The following is an 18,513-nucleotide window of genomic DNA, read 5'->3' on the forward strand; positions in this document are numbered from 1 at the left end:
CGCGACGCGGCTGGGTAGTCTCGGCCCGGTGAAGACCTTTGACGAGCTGTTCGCCGAGTTGACCCGCACCGCCGTCGAGCGCCCCGAGGGATCGGGCACCGTGGCGCGGCTGGACGCCGGTGTGCACGCGATCGGCAAGAAGATCGTCGAGGAGGCCGCCGAGGTGTGGATGGCCGCTGAACACGAGTCCGACGACGCCCTCGCCGAGGAAGCCTCGCAGCTGCTGTATCACCTGCAGGTGATGCTGCTGGCTCGCGGGCTCGATCTCGACGATGTGTACCGCCACCTCTGAGACCGCCCGCAAAGGAGCCGAAGACATGCTGCGCATCGCCGTCCCCAACAAGGGGGCCCTGTCCGAGCTCGCCATCCAGATGCTGCGCGAGGCCGGCTACCGTCAGCGCCGGGACGCGAGAGAACTGGTGCTCGTCGACCCGGAGAACCACGTCGAGTTCTTCTACCTGCGTCCTCGCGACATCGCGGTCTACGTCGGCCAGGGCTCGCTGGATGTGGGACTGACCGGCCGCGACCTGTTCGCTGATGCCCGGGTCGACGACTCCGCCGAGGAGATCATGGCCCTGGGGTTCGCGAAGTCGACCTTCCGCCTGGCCGCACCGGTCGGGGCGTTCACCGATGCCGAACAGCTGCGGGGCCGGCGCATCGCGACCACGTACGACGGACTGCTCGCCGACTACCTCGCGCGCACGGGCCTGGACGCGAAGATCGTCCACCTGGACGGCGCCGTCGAGTCCGCTGTCAGCCTCGGGGTCGCCGACGCGATCGCCGACGTCGTCGAGACCGGCAACACCCTGCGCGCGGCCGGCATGGAGACCTTCGGCGCGCCGATCATGGAGTCCGAGGCCGTCATGATCGGCCGCCGCCGTCCCGACCGGGACCGTCCTGCCGGGCTCGATGTGCTGCTGCGTCGGCTGCAGGGCGTCCTGGTGGCCCGGCGCTGGGCGATGATCGACTACGACGTGCGTCGTGATCTGCTCGAACGCGCCACGGCCGCCACACCGGGCCTCGAGTCGCCGACCGTCTCGCCGCTGCGGGACGAGTCCATGGTGGCCGTGCGCTCGATGGTGCCGATCGAGGATGTGCACCGCGTCATGGACGAGCTGTATGAGATCGGCGCGCGGGCCATCCTCGTCTCCGAGATCCACGCGATCCGCCTCTGACCCCGCCCGGTCCTCGACCGGTCAGCCCCCGTTGCCTCCCCGAAGGAGCTCGAAGCGCATGAGCGTGTCCGTCCGCGTGATCCCGTGCCTCGACGTCGATGCCGGTCGCGTCGTCAAGGGTGTGAACTTCGCGAATCTGAAGGATGCGGGGGACCCTGTCGAACTGGCCCACCGCTACGACGCCGCCGGCGCCGACGAACTGGTGTTCCTCGACGTCACCGCTTCGACCGGAGGGCGGGGCACGATGCTCGAGACGGTGACATCCGCCGCCGAGCAGGTCTTCATCCCGCTGGCGGTCGGCGGCGGGGTGCGCAGAGTCGAGGACGTCACCGCGCTGCTGCGCGCCGGCGCGGACAAGGCCTCGGTCAACACGGCGGCGGTCGTCCGTCCTGACCTGATCGGCGAGATCGCCGACCGCTTCGGTTCGCAGGTGCTCGTCCTCTCTCTCGACGCGCGCCGCACCGAGGACCCCGGCTGCCCCTCGGGGTTCGAGGTCACGACGCACGGCGGCGGCGTCGGGACGGGGCGTGACGCCGTGGCGTGGTGCGTCGAGGCTGCCCAGCGCGGTGCGGGGGAGATCCTGCTGAACTCCATCGACGCCGACGGCACGGGGGAGGGCTTCGACCTCGAGATGATCCGCGCGGTCCGCGCGGCGGTGCGTGTGCCGCTGATCGCCTCGGGAGGGGCCGGGCGCGTCGAGCACTTCCCGTCGGCCGTCGACGCCGGAGCGGACGGCGTGCTCGCCGCCAGCGTGTTCCACTTCGGCCCCGACGGCATGCTCACCGAGGTCAAACGCGCTCTGCGTGAAGCCGGGCACCCGGTGCGCTGACGCCGCGGTTCCGGCGCGTCTGCGTCTGCACGCTCCGCGTCAGGCTCCGAGCATGTCCTCGAGGACGAGCGCGGCTGTGCGACGACCGAAGGCGTGCATGACCAGCTCCCCGGCCGGGCCGGTCACGCGCAGGGTGCGTCCGTCGTCCTTGGGTGGCAGGACGGTGACCGGAGTGTTGTCCGTGCGGGAGGCGGCGCGGGCGCGGCGCTCGAGCACGACGCCGGTGCCCTCACCCCGGTAGAGCAGGCGGGCGCGCGAGACCAGGTGCCGGTACAGCGTGTCCGCGTAGTCATCGGCGAGGATCCGCGGGGCCCAGTCACCCTGGGCGCGGCGCACGTCTTCGGCGTGGACGTAGAACTCGAGCAGCTGCACCTGATCGGCCACCGTCGAGGCCACCGCCGTGCGCCGCAGCACCGCGGCGGCGCGTCGCACCCGGTCGCCGGTGCGAGTGTTGCGGCGACCCGGGGCGGGGCCGAGGGGGCCCTGCTCGACCTGGTCGACGAGCCGGGCGTAGTCCGCAGCCGAGGCGTGGGCGTCGCCGAGCGCCATGGTCTTCTGCTCGAGTCGACGCGAGGCGGCGGGGACCACCAGGCCCAGGGCCAGCGGGGAGCGCTCGCGCAGCACGATGTGCGCGGCGAGATGTTCGGTGCGCCAGTCGGGGCAGAGCGTGGGCGATCCCGGACCGGCGGCCAGCAGCGCTTCGACCAGCGCCGCGCGTGAGGCGGCAGCGTAGTCGGAGCGGGCGGCGTCAGGACTGTCGGGACTCTGGCTCACCGGGGCAACGTAGCATGCGGGTCGCCCGGTCAGGCAGGTCGGACGGGCTGGCACAATGGGCGACCATGAACACCGCGCAGGACTCCGTCGCACCGACCCTCTCGGACGAGCTCCGGCGGCAGGTCGTCTTCAATGACAGCGGGCTCGTGCCCGCGATCGCACAGCAGCACGACACCGGCGAGGTGCTCATGATGGCCTGGATGGACGAGGCCGCTCTCGCCGAGACGCTGACCACGGGCTGGGCCACCTACTTCTCGCGGTCCCGGCAGCAGCGGTGGCGCAAGGGGGAGAGCTCAGGACATCGCCAGCGGGTCCTGGAGGTGTCGACCGACTGTGACGGCGACACGCTGCTGCTGCGCGTCGACCAGACGGGGCCGGCGTGTCACACCCTCACCCGGTCGTGCTTCACTGGCCGACCCCTGACCGGCGCCGATGGGGCCGCCCTGACGCCGGAGACCGTCGCGGAGGGAGCGACACGTGCCTGAGGACCGTCCCACCGCGGCCGTGCGGCCCACGCGCGCGGGGTTCGCGGCCCTCGCCGCCCGGGCACGTGTGGTGCCCGTGGTGCGCACGGTGCTCGCCGACGGCCTCACCCCTCTCGGCATGTACCGCCGTCTGGGCGGCGGCGCTGCCGGGACCTTCCTGATGGAGTCCGCCGCTAGCGACGGAGCGTGGTCCCGCTACAGCTTCGTCGGTGTGCGCTCCGCCGCCACGCTGACCGCGGTGGGCGACCGCGCCCACTGGCAGGGCGAGGTTCCGGCGGGTCTGCCCGTCGAGGGCGACGTCATGGACGTGCTCGCCCAGACCCTGGCCACGTTGGGCACCGGGGTGCGGGAGAGCGTCGGCCACGGTCTGCCCCACCTCGTCTCGGGCTTGGCCGGCTTCCTCGGTTGGGACGTGGTCCGTCACTTCGAACGCCTCGAGCACCCGCCGCAGGACGAGCTCGAGCTGCCCCGGCTCGCGATGAACCTGCTCACCGACCTGGCCGTCCATGACGCGGCCGACGGCACCGTCACGCTGATCGCCAACGCCGTGGACCTCGACGGGCGCTCAAGCGGAGTGGACCGCGCCTACGAGGAGGCCGTGGCCCGGCTCGACCGGATGGCCGCGGACCTCGCCCAGCCGCAGCCGGAGCCCGTCGGTGTCGTGCCGGAGCGCTGGCTGCGGGCCGGCACCGACGAGGTCGCCGCCGAGGCGACGGATGCGTGGGGCGAGGAGGGCTTCCGGGCGGCCGTCGGCCTGGCACAGCGAGCCATCCGGGACGGCGAGGTCTTCCAGGCTGTGGTCTCGCGGCGCTTCAGCGTCCAGACGGGCGCCGACGGGGAACAGGTGTACCGCGTGTTGCGCATGCTCAACCCCAGTCCGTACATGTACCTGTTCACCTTCGCGACCCCGGCGGGGGAGCCCTACCAGATCGTCGGTTCCTCTCCCGAGGCCCTCGTGACGGTGAAGGACCGGCACGTGGTCACCCATCCGATCGCCGGGACCCGGCGCCGTGGCGCCACGCCTGACGAGGACGCGCGGCTGGGCGAGGGCCTGCGGGCCGACGAGAAGGAGCGTGCCGAGCACCTGATGCTCGTGGACCTGGCGCGCAACGACCTGGCGCGTGTGTGCGAGCCCGGCTCGGTGCAGGTCTCACGGTTCATGGAGCTGGAGGCTTTCAGCCACGTGCTGCACCTGGTGTCCCACGTCGAGGGTGACCTCGCCGCCGGAGCCACCGCGCTCGACGCGTTGGGTGCGACGTTCCCGGCCGGCACCCTCTCCGGCGCGCCCAAGCCGCGGGCGCTGCGGCTGCTGGACGAATGGGAGCCCACCTCGCGTGGGCCGTACGGCGGCGTCGTCGGCTACTTCGACCTCGCCGGGTCCATGGACATGGCCATCAACATCCGCTCGACGACGCTGCACCGCGGCCGGGCCCACGTGCAGGCCGGGGCCGGCGTCGTGGCGGACTCCGTGCCGCAGGCCGAGGCCGACGAGACCGTGAGCAAGGCCAGTGCGCCCCTGCGTGCCGTGCTCACGGCGGAGCAGATGACGACGTCGGCGGACGAGTCCGCGGGCCCCGCCGGCCGGGGCGACGCTCACGACCGGAAGGAGACGGCATGACGCGACGCAGCGCGGTGATCGCGGCCCTGATCTGCGGCGGACTGGCCTTGCTGGCGCTCGGCCAGACATGGGTCACGGCCGGCGGCCTCCAGTCCGGTCCCGTCGCCGGGGCCGTCGCCGACGTCGAGGTGACCGGCAACGATGCCGCCCCGGTGGCCGCCGCCATGGCCGTCGTGATCGTCGTGGCGGCCCTGGCCCTGACGATCGCGCGTCGGCTCGGCCGCTGGATCGTTGGCGGCCTGCTCGCCGTGGCCGGCGCCACGGTGACGGCCTCGTCGCTCACGGTGGTCGCCTCCCCGGGGCAGGCCGCCTCACGGATGGTCTCGGAGGCCACCGGCACGACGGCGGCCGCCCCCGACCACGCCGTGACCGCGTGGCCGTGGCTCGCCGCGGCCGCCGGTGCGCTCAGCGTGGTGGTGGCGCTGCTCGTGCTCACTGTCGGCCGGCGCTGGCCGAACTCGCGCCGCTACCAGGCGCCGTCCGGTGACCGCTCCGCCGAGGCCGCACCAGGACGATCGCGGGCCGGGCAGGCCGCCGACGCGCGCGGCAGGCCCGGTGCGGCCGAACACGGCGCCGACGACGAGAGCGATCTCGACGAGATGGATGCGTGGGACAGCCTGTCCCGCGGCGAGGACCCCACCGCGTGAGGCGGCGTCATGCCGACCTCAGGCCGCGGCGGCGTGGCACAATGAGGGCCAGTCATGTCAGATCGCAGCCAGACGGAGATTGAGTCGATGAGCCACACCACCGATCACGGCGCCCACGCCACCACGACCGAGCACGGCCACCGCCACAGCGCCGATGGCGGGGTCACCATCACCGAGGATGGCCGCGTCCTCAACGACCCGACGCACGCCGTCGCGCCGGATCACGGCAACACGCCCGGCGCGTGGGCCATGGCGGGCCTGGTCGTGCTCGGCGTCGTGGTCGGCGCGCTGGCCCTGTTCCTCGATCTGGGCATGTTCGTGGTGTGGATCGGTGTCGCTCTGATCGGCCTGGGCGCCCTGGTCGGCATCGTGACGGCCGGCAAGGGCAAGACGACGCACGACGCACACGCCCGGTCCCGTACACACTGAGCCGTGCCGTGAGCGTGCTGGAGGAGATCATCGCCGGGGTCCGTGAGGACCTCGACGCCCGGCGCGCCCGTGTGCCTGACGCGCAGATCGTCCGCCGCGCCGAGCAGGCCCCTGCGGCCCGCGATGCGCTGGCCGCCCTGCAGGGCGGACGCGACGATGTCGCGGGTGTGCGCGTGATCGCCGAGATCAAACGCTCGAGCCCGTCCCAGGGCGAGCTGGCCGGGATCTCGGACCCTGCCGCCCTCGCTCGCGAGTACGAGCGGGCCGGGGCGAGCGTGGTCTCCGTTCTGACCGAGTCGCGCCGTTTCAACGGGAGCCTCGAGGACCTCGACGCGGTGCGCGCTGCGGTCGACACGCCGCTGCTGCGCAAGGACTTCATCGTCGAGGAGTACCAGGTGCATGAGGCGCGTGCCCACGGTGCCGACCTCATCTTGCTTATCGTCGCCGCCATGGACGACGCTCGGCTGCGGGGACTGCTGCACCTGACCGAGTCGCTGGGCATGCACGCGCTCGTGGAGGCGCACACGCCCGATCAGATCGACCGGGCCGTCGCCGCCGGTGCGCAGATCATCGGTGTGAACGTGCGCAATCTGAAGACCCTCGACGTCGATCCGGATCGGTATGAGGCGCTCGCGGCGCATCTGCCCGACGACGTCGTGCGCGTCGCCGAGTCCGGGGTGCAGTCGGCCGCCCAGGTGCGGCAGTACGCCCGGGCCGGCGCCGACGCGGTCCTGATCGGAGAGGCGCTGGTCCGCCACGCGGATCCCGCTGAGACACTGCGCGGGTTCCGCATCGCCTCTCGCCGCAGCGGCTGACACCGAGCCCCGGGCACGGCGAGATCGAGACCCGGCCGACGCCGACGGGCCGCTTCATCCCAGACCACGGAAGGGTGCACGACGCATGACGCACAGACGCCACGATCAGGGCGGGGACACCCCGGCCCCGCACGGGCCGTACTTCGGCCGCTTCGGGGGACGATGGATGCCCGAGTCGCTCATGCCGGCCCTCACCGAGGTGGCCGAGTCCTATGAGCAGGCCCGTCAGGACCCCGAGTTCGTCGCGCAGCTGCGCGGCCTGCTCGCGGACTACGTGCACCGGCCGTCGCTGCTCACCGAGGCGTCACGGTTCGCCGCGGACCTGCCCGGGGTGCGGATTTTCCTCAAGCGCGAGGACCTCAACCACACCGGTTCCCACAAGATCAACAACGTCATCGGGCAGGCACTGCTCGCCCGTCGCATGGGCAAGCGGCGACTGATCGCCGAGACCGGTGCCGGACAGCACGGGGTCGCCACCGCGACGGCCGCCGCCCTGTTCGGCATGGACTGCACTGTGTACATGGGGCAGAAGGACACCGAGCGTCAGGCGCTCAACGTGGCACGCATGCAGATGCTCGGCGCCGAAGTCGTGCCCGTGACCGCCGGTTCCCGGACGCTGAAGGACGCCGTCAACGAGGCCCTGCGCGACTGGGTCGCCACGGTCGACCATACGCACTACTTGTTGGGCACGGTGACCGGCCCGCACCCGTTCCCGCTGATGGTCCGGGACTTCCACGCCGTGATCGGCGAGGAGACGCGCGCGCAGATCCTCGAGCAGACCGGCCGGCTGCCCGACGCGCTGGCCGCCTGCGTGGGCGGCGGCTCGAACGCCATCGGCCTGTTCCACGCCTTCGTCGAGGACGCGGAGGTCGGCCTGTATGGATTCGAGGCCGGCGGCGAGGGGCTCGAGACGGGCCGCCACGCGGCCGCCATCACCCTGGGCCGCACGGGTGTGCTCCACGGTGCCCGCACGTTCCTGATGCAGGACGAGGACGGCCAGACGATCGACTCGCATTCGATCTCCGCGGGACTTGACTACCCGGCCGTCGGTCCCGAGCACGCGCACCTGAAGGACATCGGTCGTGCCGAGTACGAGCCGGTCACTGACCGCGAGTGCATGGACGCCTTCCTGCACCTGGCGCGCACGGAGGGCATTCTGCCGGCCATCGAGTCCGCTCACGCGCTGGCCGGCGCCCGACGGCTGGCCCGCCGCTGGATCGACGCGGGCGAGGTCGGCGCACACACCGCCGCCGGTCACGAGCGCATCGTCGTCGTGAGCCTGTCGGGCCGCGGGGACAAGGACGTGGCGACCGCCGCCGAGTGGTTCGGCTTCGGTGACACCAAGGGGAACGAACATCCGTCCGCTGATCGCTCGGAGGAGGACGCATGACCGGCACGCTGCCGAAGGGACCCGTGCGCAGTCGCACGGCCGAGGCGATCGAGGCGGCGCGTGCCGCCGGGCGCACTGCGCTGGTGGGCTACCTTCCCGCCGGCTACCCGGACACGCAGACCTCGATTGAGGCGGCCGTCGCGCTCGGACGTCACGGTGCCGACGTCATCGAGCTCGGCCTGCCCTACTCCGACCCCGTCATGGACGGGCCGGTCATCCAGCGGGCCACCACCGCCGCCCTGGCGAACGGCTTCCGCACGCGGGAGATCTTCCGCGTCGTGTCCGAGGTGAGCGCACGCACCGACGCCCCGGTGCTCGTGATGACCTACTGGAATCTCGTGGACCGCATGGGCGTCGACGAGTTCTGCGCGCGCCTGGCAGAGGCCGGGGGAGCCGGGCTGATCACGCCGGACCTGGTGCCCGAGGAAGCCGGGGAGTGGATCGCGGCTGCCGATCGGCATGGCCTGGACCGGGTGTTTCTCTCCGCGCCGTCCTCGCCGCCCGAGCGTGTGGCCCGCACGGCCTCGCTGTGCCGCGGGTTCCTGTACGCGGTGTCCGTCATGGGTGTCACCGGCGAACGTGAGGACGTGTCCGCGGCCGCCCAGGCCGTCGTCGAGCAGGCCCGTCGCGCAGGCGCCGAGAATGTCTGCGTGGGTCTGGGCGTCTCGCGTGCGGAGCATGTGGCCGAGATCGGCCGCTATGCCGACGGGGCGATCGTCGGCACCGCCCTGGTGCGCGCCGTGAGCGAGGGCGGCGTCGAGGCCGTCGCCTCGCTGGCTGCCGAACTCGCCCGCGGCACGCGACGCAAGGCCTGATCGGCACCGGCCCGCGCAGAGAACCCGCACTGATCGAGGAATGAGGACCCGATGACTTCCGCCGCACCTCTGTTGGCCATCCCGTCGCCGGACTGGAGCGGGTTCGAGATCGGACCGCTGACGATCCACGCCTACGCGCTGTGCATCATCGCGGGCATCGTCGCGGCCCTGTGGCTGGGCGAACGCCGATGGGCGGATCGAGGCGGGCCCGAGGGGCGGGTCCTCGACATCGCGATCTGGGCCATCCCCTTCGGCTTCGTCGGCGGGCGGCTCTACCACGTGTTCTCGTCGCCGGAGCGCTACTTCGGTCCGAATTACGACGGCACGGGCGATCCGGTGCAGATTCTCTACGTGTGGAACGGTGGACTCGGGATCTGGGGCGCGATCGCGCTGGGCGCCGTCGGGGCGTGGTTCGGCGCGCGGCGCTACGGACTGCGACTGTCGGCGTTCGGCGACGCCGTCGCGCCCGGCATCCTGCTGGCCCAGGCCGTCGGCCGCTGGGGGAACTACTTCAACCAGGAGCTCTTCGGCTCTCCGACCGACCTGCCGTGGGGGCTCGAGGTCGACGCGACGCACCCGAACTTCCCGGTCGACGCGGCAGCGGGCACCCTCTTCCACCCCACCTTCCTGTATGAGTGCCTGTGGAATCTGTTCGGCGTGGTGGTGCTGCTGGCGCTGGACCGCGTCCTGCGTCTGCGCCGCGGCGCCATGGTGTGGGCCTATGTCGCGTGGTACACCCTCGGACGCACGTGGATCGAGATGATGCGCATCGACGATGCCTCGATGATCACGCTGTTCGGAGTCACCCAGCGCCTGAACGTGTGGACGTCACTGCTGCTTCTGGTCGTCTCGATCATCGCGTTCACCGTCGTGCGGCGCCGCTGCCGGGGCCTGGACCGCGCGGAGCAGGACACCGTGTGGCGGGCGGGCCACGTGCCCGAGCAGGACGTGACCGAGCGCGCCTGAAGGATCCGACGGCACGGTTGTCCGCGTCTCGGCCGGCAAGCCGGCACTCGCTAGTGTGGGAGCCATGCGACACGCGAAGATCATCGCCACCTTCGGTCCGGCCACCGACTCCGACGACGTCACTCGCTCGCTCATCGAGTCCGGCATCGACGTCGCCCGGCTCAACATGAGCCACGGGGAACACGCCCAGCACGAGGTCACCTATGAGCGGGTCCGCCGGCTGAGCGTCGAGGTGGCCCGGCCCGTGGCGATCTTCGCGGATCTGCAGGGCCCGAAGATTCGCCTGGGCCGGTTCGAGGACGGCCCCCACGAGCTCGCGACGGGGGACCGATTCACCGTCACCGTGCGCGAGGTGCCTGGCACGCGGGAGATCTGCTCGACGACGTACGCCGGTCTGGTCGGTGACGTCCGGCCCGGTGACGAACTGCTCGTCGACGACGGCAAGGTGCGGCTGCGTGCCGTGGAGGTGACGGACACCGACGTCGTCACCGAGGTGGAGGTCGCCGGAACGGTGTCCGACAACAAGGGCATCAACCTGCCCGGAGTCGCGGTGAACGTCCCCGCCCTGTCGGAGAAGGACGAGAACGACCTGCGCTGGGCTCTGCGCACCGGCGTCGACATGATCGCGTTGTCCTTCGTCCGCGACGCCGACGACATCACCCGTGTCCACGAGATCATGGATGAGGAGGGTCGCCGGGTCCCGGTGATCGCGAAGATCGAGAAGCCGCAGGCCGTCAGGAACCTCGAGGCGATCGTCGACGCATTCGACGCGGTCATGGTGGCCCGCGGAGACCTGGGCGTCGAGCTGCCGCTCGAAGAGGTGCCCGTCGTGCAGAAGCGCGCGATCGAGCTCGCCCGGCGCTGGGCGAAGCCGATCATCGTCGCCACCCAGGTGCTCGAATCCATGATCGAGAACCCGCGGCCGACCCGGGCCGAGGCCTCCGACTGCGCGAACGCGGTGCTCGACGGCGCTGACGCCGTGATGCTCTCCGGTGAGACCTCCGTGGGGGCCCACCCGGTCGAGACCGTGCGCACCATGGCGCGCATCATCGAGTCGACGGAGACGCACGGGCTCGAGCGGATCGACCCGCTCACCGCCAGGCCGCGCACGCGTGGGGGAGCGATCACCCGCGCGGCGGTGAACATCGCCGATCAGCTCGAGATCCCCTTCTTGGCGACGTTCACGCAGTCCGGCGACTCGGCACGCCGTCTGTCCCGGCTGCGCCCGAGCCAGCCGATCTACGCCTTCACGCACGTCGAACACACGCACAACATTCTGTGCCTGTCATGGGGCATCTACCCGAAGATGGTCCCGTTCCAGGACTCGACCGACAAGATGACGGCCCAGGTCGATCTCTCGCTGCTGCGCGAGAAGATCGCCGTCGAGGGGGACCTGGTCGTGATCGCCGCGGGCTCGCCTCCCGGCAAGGCCGGCTCAACGAACACGCTGCGTGTCCACAAGGTGGGCGATCCGCTCGACTCCGGCGGCCGCGTCGAGGACGTGCAGCGTGAACAGGTCGGCTTCTGGGAGCCCGAGGCGGAGAACTGAGCCGCGGGGCCGGCGGCGCGCCGCGGCCGGTGACTCAGCTGAGCTGGTCGACGACGGTCTGAGCGACCTCACGCATCGTCAGCCGCCGGTCCATGGAGGTCTTCTGGATCCACCGGAACGCCTCGGGCTCGGTGAGCTGCATGTTCTCCTGCAGCAACGACTTCGCCCGTTCCACCAGCTTGCGGGTGGCGAACTGTTCGCTGAGGTCCTGCACCTCGGCCTCGAGGCCGCGCAGCTGCTCATAGCGCGCCACCGCCACCTCGATCGCCGGCACGAGGTCCGCCTCGGTGAACGGCTTGACGACGTACGCCATCGCCCCCGCTTCGCGCGCCCGCTCGACGAGCTCACGCTGCGAGAACGCCGTGAGCATCACGACGGGAGTGAGGCGGTCCGCAGCGATCTGCTCGGCTGCGGACAGCCCGTCCATCACGGGCATCTTGACGTCCATGACCACCACGTCCGGTTCGTGCTCCCGCACGGCGGCGACGGCTGCCTGGCCGTCGCCCACCTCGGCCACGACCTCGTAGCCGGCGTGCGAGAGGGACTCGACGATGTCCAGGCGGATCAGGGCCTCGTCCTCCGCGACGACGGCGCGCAGTCGGGCCTGCGAGGCCAGTGTCCCGGTCTGATCCGGGGCCTCGTCGGCGGTCGGGGTGCTGGGGGAGGTCGTCATCGTCCTCGCTCTCGTCGCAGATGGTGGGCGCCGCGCCGAACAGCCGGTTTCGGCGCACGTACCCCAGACTACTGAACCCCTGCACTGCTGATAGGGTCGTCCCCGATCATCGTTACTGTGGTCACGCCCGAATGGTGGAATCGGTAGACACGCCGCACTCAAAATGCGGTACCGCGAGGTGTGTGGGTTCGAGTCCCACTTCGGGCACTGCGAGTCGGGTCTGATGGTCCGACGATGGCCGGTGCGGCTCTCGTGCCGCGCAGTCGTCTCGGCCACAGGCTCGACGCACCCGCCCGATCCGCCCGGAGAGGAGACGCGCATGCACACTCTCGCCGCCCGCGAGACGAGCCTCTGCGCGCTCAGCTGCGACATCACCGCGGTGGGCACGAACGGGCAGATTTCCCAGTGGGGTCGTATGCAGGCCGGCGCACCGCCCTGGGGCTGCTGAGCCACCCCGCGCGGACAGGCCTGTGGCGACTGCCCCCCCCTCGATGAGCCCGGTGCGCAGTGCTTCGTTCCGCGATCGCGGGACCGCCGGGTCGCCCCGGCCCCCGTGACACACTGATCGTGTCCGGCCTCGGCGCGAGAGCGCTCTCACCGTGTCCGACCTCGTCCCTTTGGAATGTGCATGCTCCTGATCAGCCTTCTGCTGGCTCTGGTGGCCGTCGTCGCCGCCGTGCCGGTGTCCCGTCTGCTCGGCCGCGACGCCGGATGGGTGCTCGCCGCGCCGTTGGCCGCCGCCGCCGCCGTCCTCAGCGTCGCCTATGCGGGCACCGACGGCGGTGCCGCGCCCGTCACCCAGTCGCTGCCGTGGCTGCCGAGCCTCGGCGTGAGTTTGGACCTGCGCCTGGCCGGGCTGTCCTACGTGTTCTCGATGATCGTCCTGGTGATCGGTGCAATCATCCTGGCCTACTCGTCGAGGTACCTCGGCACGGACCGGGCGACGTATCGGCACGGGACGTTCTACCTGCTTATGACGACGTTCGCCGCGGCGATGCTGCTGCTGGTGCTCACCGATGATCTCGTCGTGTTCTTTGTCGCGTGGGAGTTCACGACGTTCGCGTCGTTCTTCCTGATCTCCCGCTCCGGCGAGCACGCCCGGGACGCCGCGATCCGCACCCTCCTGGTGACCGTCGGCGGCGGGCTCGCCCTGTTGGTCGCCGTGTGCGTCATGATCGTCGCCGCCGGTACCACGCGGATCTCCGAGGTGCTGGCGGCCCCGTTCTGGCAGGACTCCGGCACGGCGACTCTCGTGGCCGTGCTGCTGGCCGTCGCCGCGTTCACGAAGTCCGCGCAGTTCCCGTTCCAGTCCTGGCTGCCCGACTCGATGGTCGCCATCTCCCCGGTGTCGGCGTATCTGCACGCCGCGGCCATGGTCAAGGCCGGCATCTTCATGCTGCTGCTGTTCTCACCGGCCCTGGCCGGGACCGCCGTGTGGTCCACGCTGCTGATCGTCTCCGGGCTGGTGACCGCGATCTTCGGTGCCATGACGGCGATGCGTCAGCACGATCTCAAGGGCCTGCTCGCCTACTCCACGATGAGCCAGCTGGGTCTGCTCGTGACGATCATCGGTGTCGGGACCGAAGCGGCCTTGACCGCCGCCATCGTGCACACCATCGCGCATGCGCTGTTCAAGTGCGCCCTGTTCATGCTCATCGGCATCGTCGACCACGAGGCGGGAACCCGTGACCTGCGGGAGCTGGCCGGACGCACCGTGCGGATGCCGGTGGTGGGCGCCGCCCTGGTGATCGCGGCGGTCTCGATGGCGGGTGTGCCGCCGCTGTTCGGTTTCGTGTCCAAGGAGAGCCTGCTCGAGGCGGCCCTGCACGCGCAGGGGCCGGCATGGCTGCCGAGCCTGGTGACGGTCGGCATCGCGTGGGCCTCCGTGTTCACCTTCGCCTACTCGGGCCGGCTCATCCTCGGCGCCCTGAATCTGTGGGGGGACGCGCCCCTGGGGCATCCGCAGCCGTGGATCCGCGGCCGCGGCGAGCCGGTGAGCGACCCGTCGCCCGCGTTCTGGCTTCCGCCGGCCTTGGCCGTGATCGCTACCGTCGGACTGGGCCTGGTCCCCGGCGTGCTCGACGGCTGGGTCTCCGCCGCCGCGGCCGATGCGACCGGTGGCCATCCGCATGCGCATCTGGCGCTGTGGCACGGCCTGAACCTCGCGCTGTTCGTCTCCCTGGCCGTCATTGTGAGCGGTCTGGCCCTGGTGCTGCTGCGCCGACCGGTCGAGTCCGTAGCCATGCGGATCAGCTCGCCGATCAACGGCTTGGCCGTCAACGACGCCGTCCGACACGGTCTGGTCGAGGTGGGCGCGGGCGTCGGCCGCACCACCGGCACGATCGCCCCGCGGGCCCACCTGCTGATGCCCGCGCTCGTGTTGGGTGTGTTCGCGGTGGTCGGCCTCATCGGCCTCGATGATCTGCCGCCCGTGGTCGGCCAGACCTCCCGCTGGCACGACTGGGTGCTGGTCGTGATGATCGGCGTCGGCGTCGTGGCGACGATCCGGGCGCGCACTCGCATCTCGGCGATGGTCGTCGTCGGTGTCATCGGCTTCGGCGCGACCCTGTGGTTCTTCACCCTCGGCGCCGTCGACGTGGCGCTGACCCAGCTGCTGGTCGAGGTGCTGACCGTCTGCGTGATGGTGCTGCTGCTGCGCCGTCTTCCCGCGCGCTTCGCGGCCGATCCGGCGCCGCATCGGGCCCGCGCGCTGTTCGCCGCCACCGTCGCGGGAATCGCCTCGACTCTCGGCGTGCTGGCCTTCACCGGACGCCGCGAGATGTCCGCGCTCTCCGAGTACTACCTCGAACAGACCTACGACACGACCTACGCCGTGAACATCGTCAACTCGATCCTCGTGGACTTCCGCGCGCTCGACACGATGGGCGAGCTCACGGTACTCGGCATGACCGGGTTGGCGATCGCCGCCCTGCTGGCCAATCGCCAGCCCGTGCCTGCGCGCCGCTCCGTCGTCGACGAGAACTCGCCGCTGGCTCACGCCCGCGAGAACCTCGTCTACGTGCGGGTGTTCGGCAAGGCGCTGGGCCCGGCCATCATCGCCCTGTCCGCGCTGCTGTATCTGCGCGGGCACTACGAGCCCGGCGGCGGCTTCATCGCGGCCCTGGTCGGAGGCGCCGGCTACGCCCTGCTGTACCTGGCCGCGGACGACGACCAGGACCGGCGTCTGAAATGGCCCTTCCTCACCCTGATCGGCGCGGGCGTGTCGATCGGCGTGGGCACCGGGTTGCTGGGCTACTTGGGCGATGACGGCTTCCTGGCCGGCTTCGGAGTGAAGATCCTCGGGTACAACCTGGGCACCGCCCTGCTGTTCGACCTGGGCGTGTACCTCGGGGTCCTCGGGCTCATCGTCGGCGCGTTCACGCTGCTCGGCCCCGACCGGCTCGTGCAGGGCGAGGACCGTGCGGTCGAGGAGCACGGCGCCGCGCTCGATGCGGACAAGGCCCGACACCACACCGCCGCAGCGACGGAAGGAACACGCTGATGACCCTCGCCCTCACGGTGGGCCTGCTCATGTTCGGTGCGGTCTACCTCTTCTCCAAGCGCGAGCTGCTGCGCGTGATCCTCGGCCTGGTGCTGCTGGGGCATGCGGGCAACCTGATCCTGCTCGCCGCCGGCGGCACGGACCGCCGGGCTCTGCCGTTCTCGCACAAGCACGAGCTCGCGACGCAGGCTGATCCGCTGCCCCAGGCGTTCGTGCTGACCGCGATCGTGATCTCCTTCGCCATCACCGTCCTGCTGCTGGTGCTGTCCGTGACCGGCCGTCAGGACGACGCCGTGGCCGGTCGCGATGAGCCGACCGATCCGCTCGAGCAGTCCGCTGCGGACGCGCGCTATCCGCGGCAGGAGCTGGACGCGGCCCGCGCCGGACTGACCGACCGAGCCCCCGCACTGCGGACCGCCGAGCAGGAGACGACCGTCCCCACGAGCCAGGAGGACCGCGCATGAGCCAGACCACCGTCGGAATGCTGCTGCCGCTCTTCGTGGCCGTGCCGCTGCTGGCCGGTGGTGTGCTCGCCGCGCTGGGACGGCTGCGGCGCGTCCAGGCCTGGGTCGTCGCCCTCGTGGTGGGCGCGAGCACCCTGGGCGGCGCCGCGCTGATCGCCGCGACCGCCGACGGCTCCGCCTACGGTGCCGGGGTCGGCCCCTGGCCCGACGGGGTCGCGATCCCGTTCGTCGCGGACATGGCCACCGCGCTGATGCTGACGCTCACCTCCGGACTCACGGCGGTGACGGCGATCTTCGCCTACGGCTCGCGCGTCGCGAACTCACAGTTCTTCGCCCCGTTCCTCCTCGTGCTCGTCGGCGGCGTCAACGGCGCGCTGCTCACGGCCGACCTGTTCAACCTGTTCGTTTTCATCGAGGTCATGCTGCTGCCCTCGTACGGACTGTTCGTGCTTTCGGCGAACCGGCGCGAGCCGCTGCGGCGCGTCGACGGAGCGCGGCTCTACGTGACGCTGAACCTACTGACCTCGACGATCCTCGTCGCCGGCATCGGCTTCGTGTACGGCGTGACCGGCACCGTGAACCTGGCGGTGCTCGCCGGGGCCGCCGCCGAGGACGACCGCGCGGCCCTGGCGGCGGCGCTGATCCTCTTCGCCCTGAGCATCAAGGCGTCCGTCGTGCCGATGCACGGGTGGCTCGCCAAGGCCTACCCGGCGACCTCGCCCGCGGTCACGGCGCTGTTCGCGGCCCTGCACACCAAGGTGGCCCTGTACGCGATTTTCCGCGTGTACTCCGTGGTGTACGACGGGGACCCGCGTTTCCTGTGGGTCCTGGCCACGCTGGCCTGTCTGACCCTGGTAATCGGGGCGCTGGCATCGATCGGTGCGCGGGGCGCGCGGGAGGTGCTGGCCTGGCAGATGGTCAGCGGCATCGGCGGCATTCTGCTGGGACTGGCCCTGTTCGGCCATCTCGGCCTGTCCGCCGGCCTGTTCTACATGATTCACCACATGGTCGCGATGGCCTGCCTGCTCGCCGCCGTCGGGGCGATCGAGGTGCGCTACGGCGTCGGGGGACTCAAGGATGTGCGCGGGCTGGCCCGGCGTGAGCCACTGATCGCCGTGACGTTCTTCATCGGTCTGCTCTCACTGGCCGGCATTCCTCCGTTCTCCGGCTTCGTCGGGAAACTCGCGATGGTGCTCGCCGGCGTCGCCCAGGGCAGCCCCGTCGCGGTGACGGTGTTCGTCACGGTCTCCCTGCTGAGCCTGTGGGCGCTGCTGCGCCTGTGGCACGCCTGGTTCTGGGGCGAGCCCCGGCCGCCGGCGAACTACCACGAGCGGCTCAAGACCAACGCGATGCCGGTGATGTTCGAGGAGCACCCGACTGGGACGGGCAGCTCGACCCCGACCGAGAACTGGGCGCCGACCGGAGTCATGCCCGTTGTGACTGCCGCGGATGAGCCGGTGACGCGGTCGCGGATCCCGTTCTCGCTCGCCCTGCCGGCGGTGATCACCGCCGTGGCGACGACGGCGCTCGGCCTCGGCGGCGAAGCCCTGCTCGCGGCCACCGGCGTCGCCGCCGACGGCCTGCTCGACGTGACGACCTATGTGGAGGCGGTGATGGGCGGATGACGCCGAACCCGAATGATGCCCGGCAGCTCCGGGGCGGCGGCCCCAGGGTCCTTGACGACGGCACCGAGATCTTCTCCCCGGGAGACTGCAGCGCGGTGAGCCGGCCGTGGCGGATGCTCGTGTTCGTGCTCTGGTTCGCCTGGGCACTCGCCACCTCCTCAGGGGCTGTGCTCCACGACCTGGTCACGCCGGGCAATCAGGCCCGCTCCGGCATCGCCCGGATCCGGCTGAACTGCCGCACCGACGCCGAGGTCACGATGCTCTCCTCGCTGATCACGCTGACCCCCGGCACCCTCACGCTGGGCACCAACCGTGAGACGGCGGACGGGGCGCAGATGGACCCAGACGGCCATCGCCTCCTGTACGTCCACGCTCTCTACGCCGACGACGCCGATGCGCTGCGCACCGAGATCCACGACATGGAGCGCCGTATGCTCCACGCTCTGCGGAAGGAGGGGATCGCCTGATGTTCGCGAACTACGACCTCACGCTGCTGGGCATCGACATCGCGATCGCCCTGCTGCTCGTCTCGGCCCTCGTCTCGGCCTTCCGGATTCTGAAGGGGCCGCTCGAGGCGGACCGGGCCGTCTCCGCGGATCTGCTGACGTTCTCCGCGATCGGCATGGTCGTGCTCTTCGGCGTGCGGACGCAGAACCCGTTCACCTTCGACATCGTCCTGGTCGCCGCCATCGTCGGTTTCCTCTCGGGCATGTCGCTGGCCCGTGCCCTGACCCGCGGCAAACGCTGAGGAAGGACC

19 protein-coding genes, 1 tRNA gene and 1 pseudogene are annotated in these 18,513 nt (G+C 71.1%); 19 read left to right on the top strand and 2 right to left on the bottom strand.

The window, feature by feature from the left end; genetic code table 11:
- The first annotated feature begins 28 nt into the window (after positions 1-28).
- From HDA30_RS03455 to hisF, 3 genes are read left to right on the top strand one after another with little or no spacing between them, the layout of a single operon-like run.
- Positions 29-292 carry a phosphoribosyl-ATP diphosphatase gene (locus HDA30_RS03455; protein WP_158495832.1) on the top strand — a complete coding sequence of 88 codons (264 nt, stop codon included), beginning with the start codon at positions 29-31 and terminating at the stop codon, positions 290-292.
- 25 nt (positions 293-317) lie between these two features.
- Entirely contained in the window at positions 318-1,175 is an 858-nt protein-coding gene (gene hisG, locus HDA30_RS03460) for an ATP phosphoribosyltransferase (protein WP_184241103.1), read from the top strand.
- A 58-nt stretch (positions 1,176-1,233) separates the two neighbouring features.
- Positions 1,234-2,004, top strand: coding sequence for an imidazole glycerol phosphate synthase subunit HisF (hisF, locus tag HDA30_RS03465; RefSeq protein ID WP_184241104.1), 771 nt, complete (start codon positions 1,234-1,236; stop codon positions 2,002-2,004).
- A gap of 39 nt (positions 2,005-2,043) precedes the next feature.
- Here the strand turns inward: hisF and HDA30_RS03470 are convergent, their stop codons facing one another.
- A complete protein-coding gene (locus HDA30_RS03470; protein ID WP_184241105.1) occupies positions 2,044-2,778 on the bottom strand; it encodes a TIGR03085 family metal-binding protein in 735 nt (244 codons plus the stop codon).
- 65 nt (positions 2,779-2,843) lie between these two features.
- Here HDA30_RS03470 and hisI point away from each other — a divergent pair, with 65 nt between their 5' ends.
- From hisI to pyk, 9 genes and pseudogenes are all read left to right on the top strand, one after another.
- Entirely contained in the window at positions 2,844-3,263 is a 420-nt protein-coding gene (gene hisI / locus HDA30_RS03475; protein ID WP_184241106.1) for a phosphoribosyl-AMP cyclohydrolase, read from the top strand.
- Positions 3,256-4,881, top strand: a complete 1,626-nt coding sequence (locus HDA30_RS03480; protein WP_184241107.1) for a chorismate-binding protein — start codon at positions 3,256-3,258, stop codon at positions 4,879-4,881. The genes hisI and HDA30_RS03480 overlap by 8 nt, the downstream gene beginning before the upstream one ends.
- Complete coding sequence (locus tag HDA30_RS03485; RefSeq protein WP_184241108.1) at positions 4,878-5,528, top strand: Trp biosynthesis-associated membrane protein; 651 nt, start codon at positions 4,878-4,880, stop codon at positions 5,526-5,528. Before HDA30_RS03480 ends, HDA30_RS03485 begins: the two co-directional genes overlap by 4 nt.
- 54 nt (positions 5,529-5,582) lie before the next feature.
- Positions 5,583-5,957, top strand: coding sequence for an HGxxPAAW family protein (locus HDA30_RS03490; protein ID WP_246418691.1), 375 nt, complete (start codon positions 5,583-5,585; stop codon positions 5,955-5,957).
- Between the two features lie 8 nt (positions 5,958-5,965).
- On the top strand, positions 5,966-6,772 hold the full coding sequence (trpC, locus tag HDA30_RS03495; RefSeq protein ID WP_184241109.1) for an indole-3-glycerol phosphate synthase TrpC: 807 nt from the start codon (positions 5,966-5,968) through the stop codon (positions 6,770-6,772).
- 85 nt (positions 6,773-6,857) lie between these two features.
- Positions 6,858-8,162, top strand: coding sequence for a tryptophan synthase subunit beta (gene trpB / locus HDA30_RS03500; protein WP_184241110.1), 1,305 nt, complete (start codon positions 6,858-6,860; stop codon positions 8,160-8,162).
- Positions 8,159-8,977, top strand: a complete 819-nt coding sequence (gene trpA / locus HDA30_RS03505; RefSeq protein WP_184241111.1) for a tryptophan synthase subunit alpha — start codon at positions 8,159-8,161, stop codon at positions 8,975-8,977. The genes trpB and trpA overlap by 4 nt, the downstream gene beginning before the upstream one ends.
- 51 nt (positions 8,978-9,028) lie before the next feature.
- Positions 9,029-9,824, top strand: a pseudogene (gene lgt, locus HDA30_RS03510) (prolipoprotein diacylglyceryl transferase); the annotation flags it as partial.
- A 183-nt stretch (positions 9,825-10,007) separates the two neighbouring features.
- Positions 10,008-11,492 (top strand): pyruvate kinase, encoded by a 1,485-nt coding sequence (gene pyk / locus HDA30_RS03515; protein ID WP_184241113.1) that lies wholly within the window; start codon positions 10,008-10,010, stop codon positions 11,490-11,492.
- A 34-nt stretch (positions 11,493-11,526) separates the two neighbouring features.
- On the opposite strand, the gene HDA30_RS03520 is transcribed toward pyk, so the two are convergent.
- A complete protein-coding gene (locus tag HDA30_RS03520; protein WP_184241114.1) occupies positions 11,527-12,165 on the bottom strand; it encodes an ANTAR domain-containing response regulator in 639 nt (212 codons plus the stop codon).
- Between the two features lie 125 nt (positions 12,166-12,290).
- Between HDA30_RS03520 and HDA30_RS03525 the strand changes: the two genes are divergently transcribed.
- The 7 genes from HDA30_RS03525 (at position 12,291) to HDA30_RS03550 (ending at position 18,504) form a co-directional block, all read left to right on the top strand.
- Positions 12,291-12,372 (top strand) — tRNA-Leu (locus HDA30_RS03525).
- 112 nt (positions 12,373-12,484) lie between these two features.
- Positions 12,485-12,613, top strand: a complete 129-nt coding sequence (locus HDA30_RS10650) for a hypothetical protein (protein WP_281383452.1) — start codon at positions 12,485-12,487, stop codon at positions 12,611-12,613.
- Between the two features lie 180 nt (positions 12,614-12,793).
- Positions 12,794-15,667 carry a DUF4040 family protein gene (locus HDA30_RS03530; protein ID WP_184241115.1) on the top strand — a complete coding sequence of 958 codons (2,874 nt, stop codon included), beginning with the start codon at positions 12,794-12,796 and terminating at the stop codon, positions 15,665-15,667.
- On the top strand, positions 15,667-16,131 hold the full coding sequence (locus tag HDA30_RS03535; protein ID WP_158495847.1) for a sodium:proton antiporter: 465 nt from the start codon (positions 15,667-15,669) through the stop codon (positions 16,129-16,131). Before HDA30_RS03530 ends, HDA30_RS03535 begins: the two co-directional genes overlap by 1 nt.
- The gene (locus HDA30_RS03540; protein ID WP_158495848.1) at positions 16,128-17,756 is read left to right on the top strand and encodes a monovalent cation/H+ antiporter subunit D family protein; all 1,629 of its coding nucleotides are present in this window, start codon (positions 16,128-16,130) and stop codon (positions 17,754-17,756) included. The genes HDA30_RS03535 and HDA30_RS03540 overlap by 4 nt, the downstream gene beginning before the upstream one ends.
- Positions 17,753-18,223, top strand: a complete 471-nt coding sequence (locus HDA30_RS03545) for a Na+/H+ antiporter subunit E (RefSeq protein ID WP_158495849.1) — start codon at positions 17,753-17,755, stop codon at positions 18,221-18,223. The genes HDA30_RS03540 and HDA30_RS03545 overlap by 4 nt, the downstream gene beginning before the upstream one ends.
- Entirely contained in the window at positions 18,223-18,504 is a 282-nt protein-coding gene (locus HDA30_RS03550) for an MrpF/PhaF family protein (RefSeq protein ID WP_184241116.1), read from the top strand. Before HDA30_RS03545 ends, HDA30_RS03550 begins: the two co-directional genes overlap by 1 nt.
- Positions 18,505-18,513: the final 9 nt, after the last annotated feature.

This window comes from Micrococcus cohnii (assembly GCF_014205175.1).
Taxonomy (GTDB): Bacteria; Actinomycetota; Actinomycetes; order Actinomycetales; family Micrococcaceae; genus Micrococcus; species Micrococcus cohnii.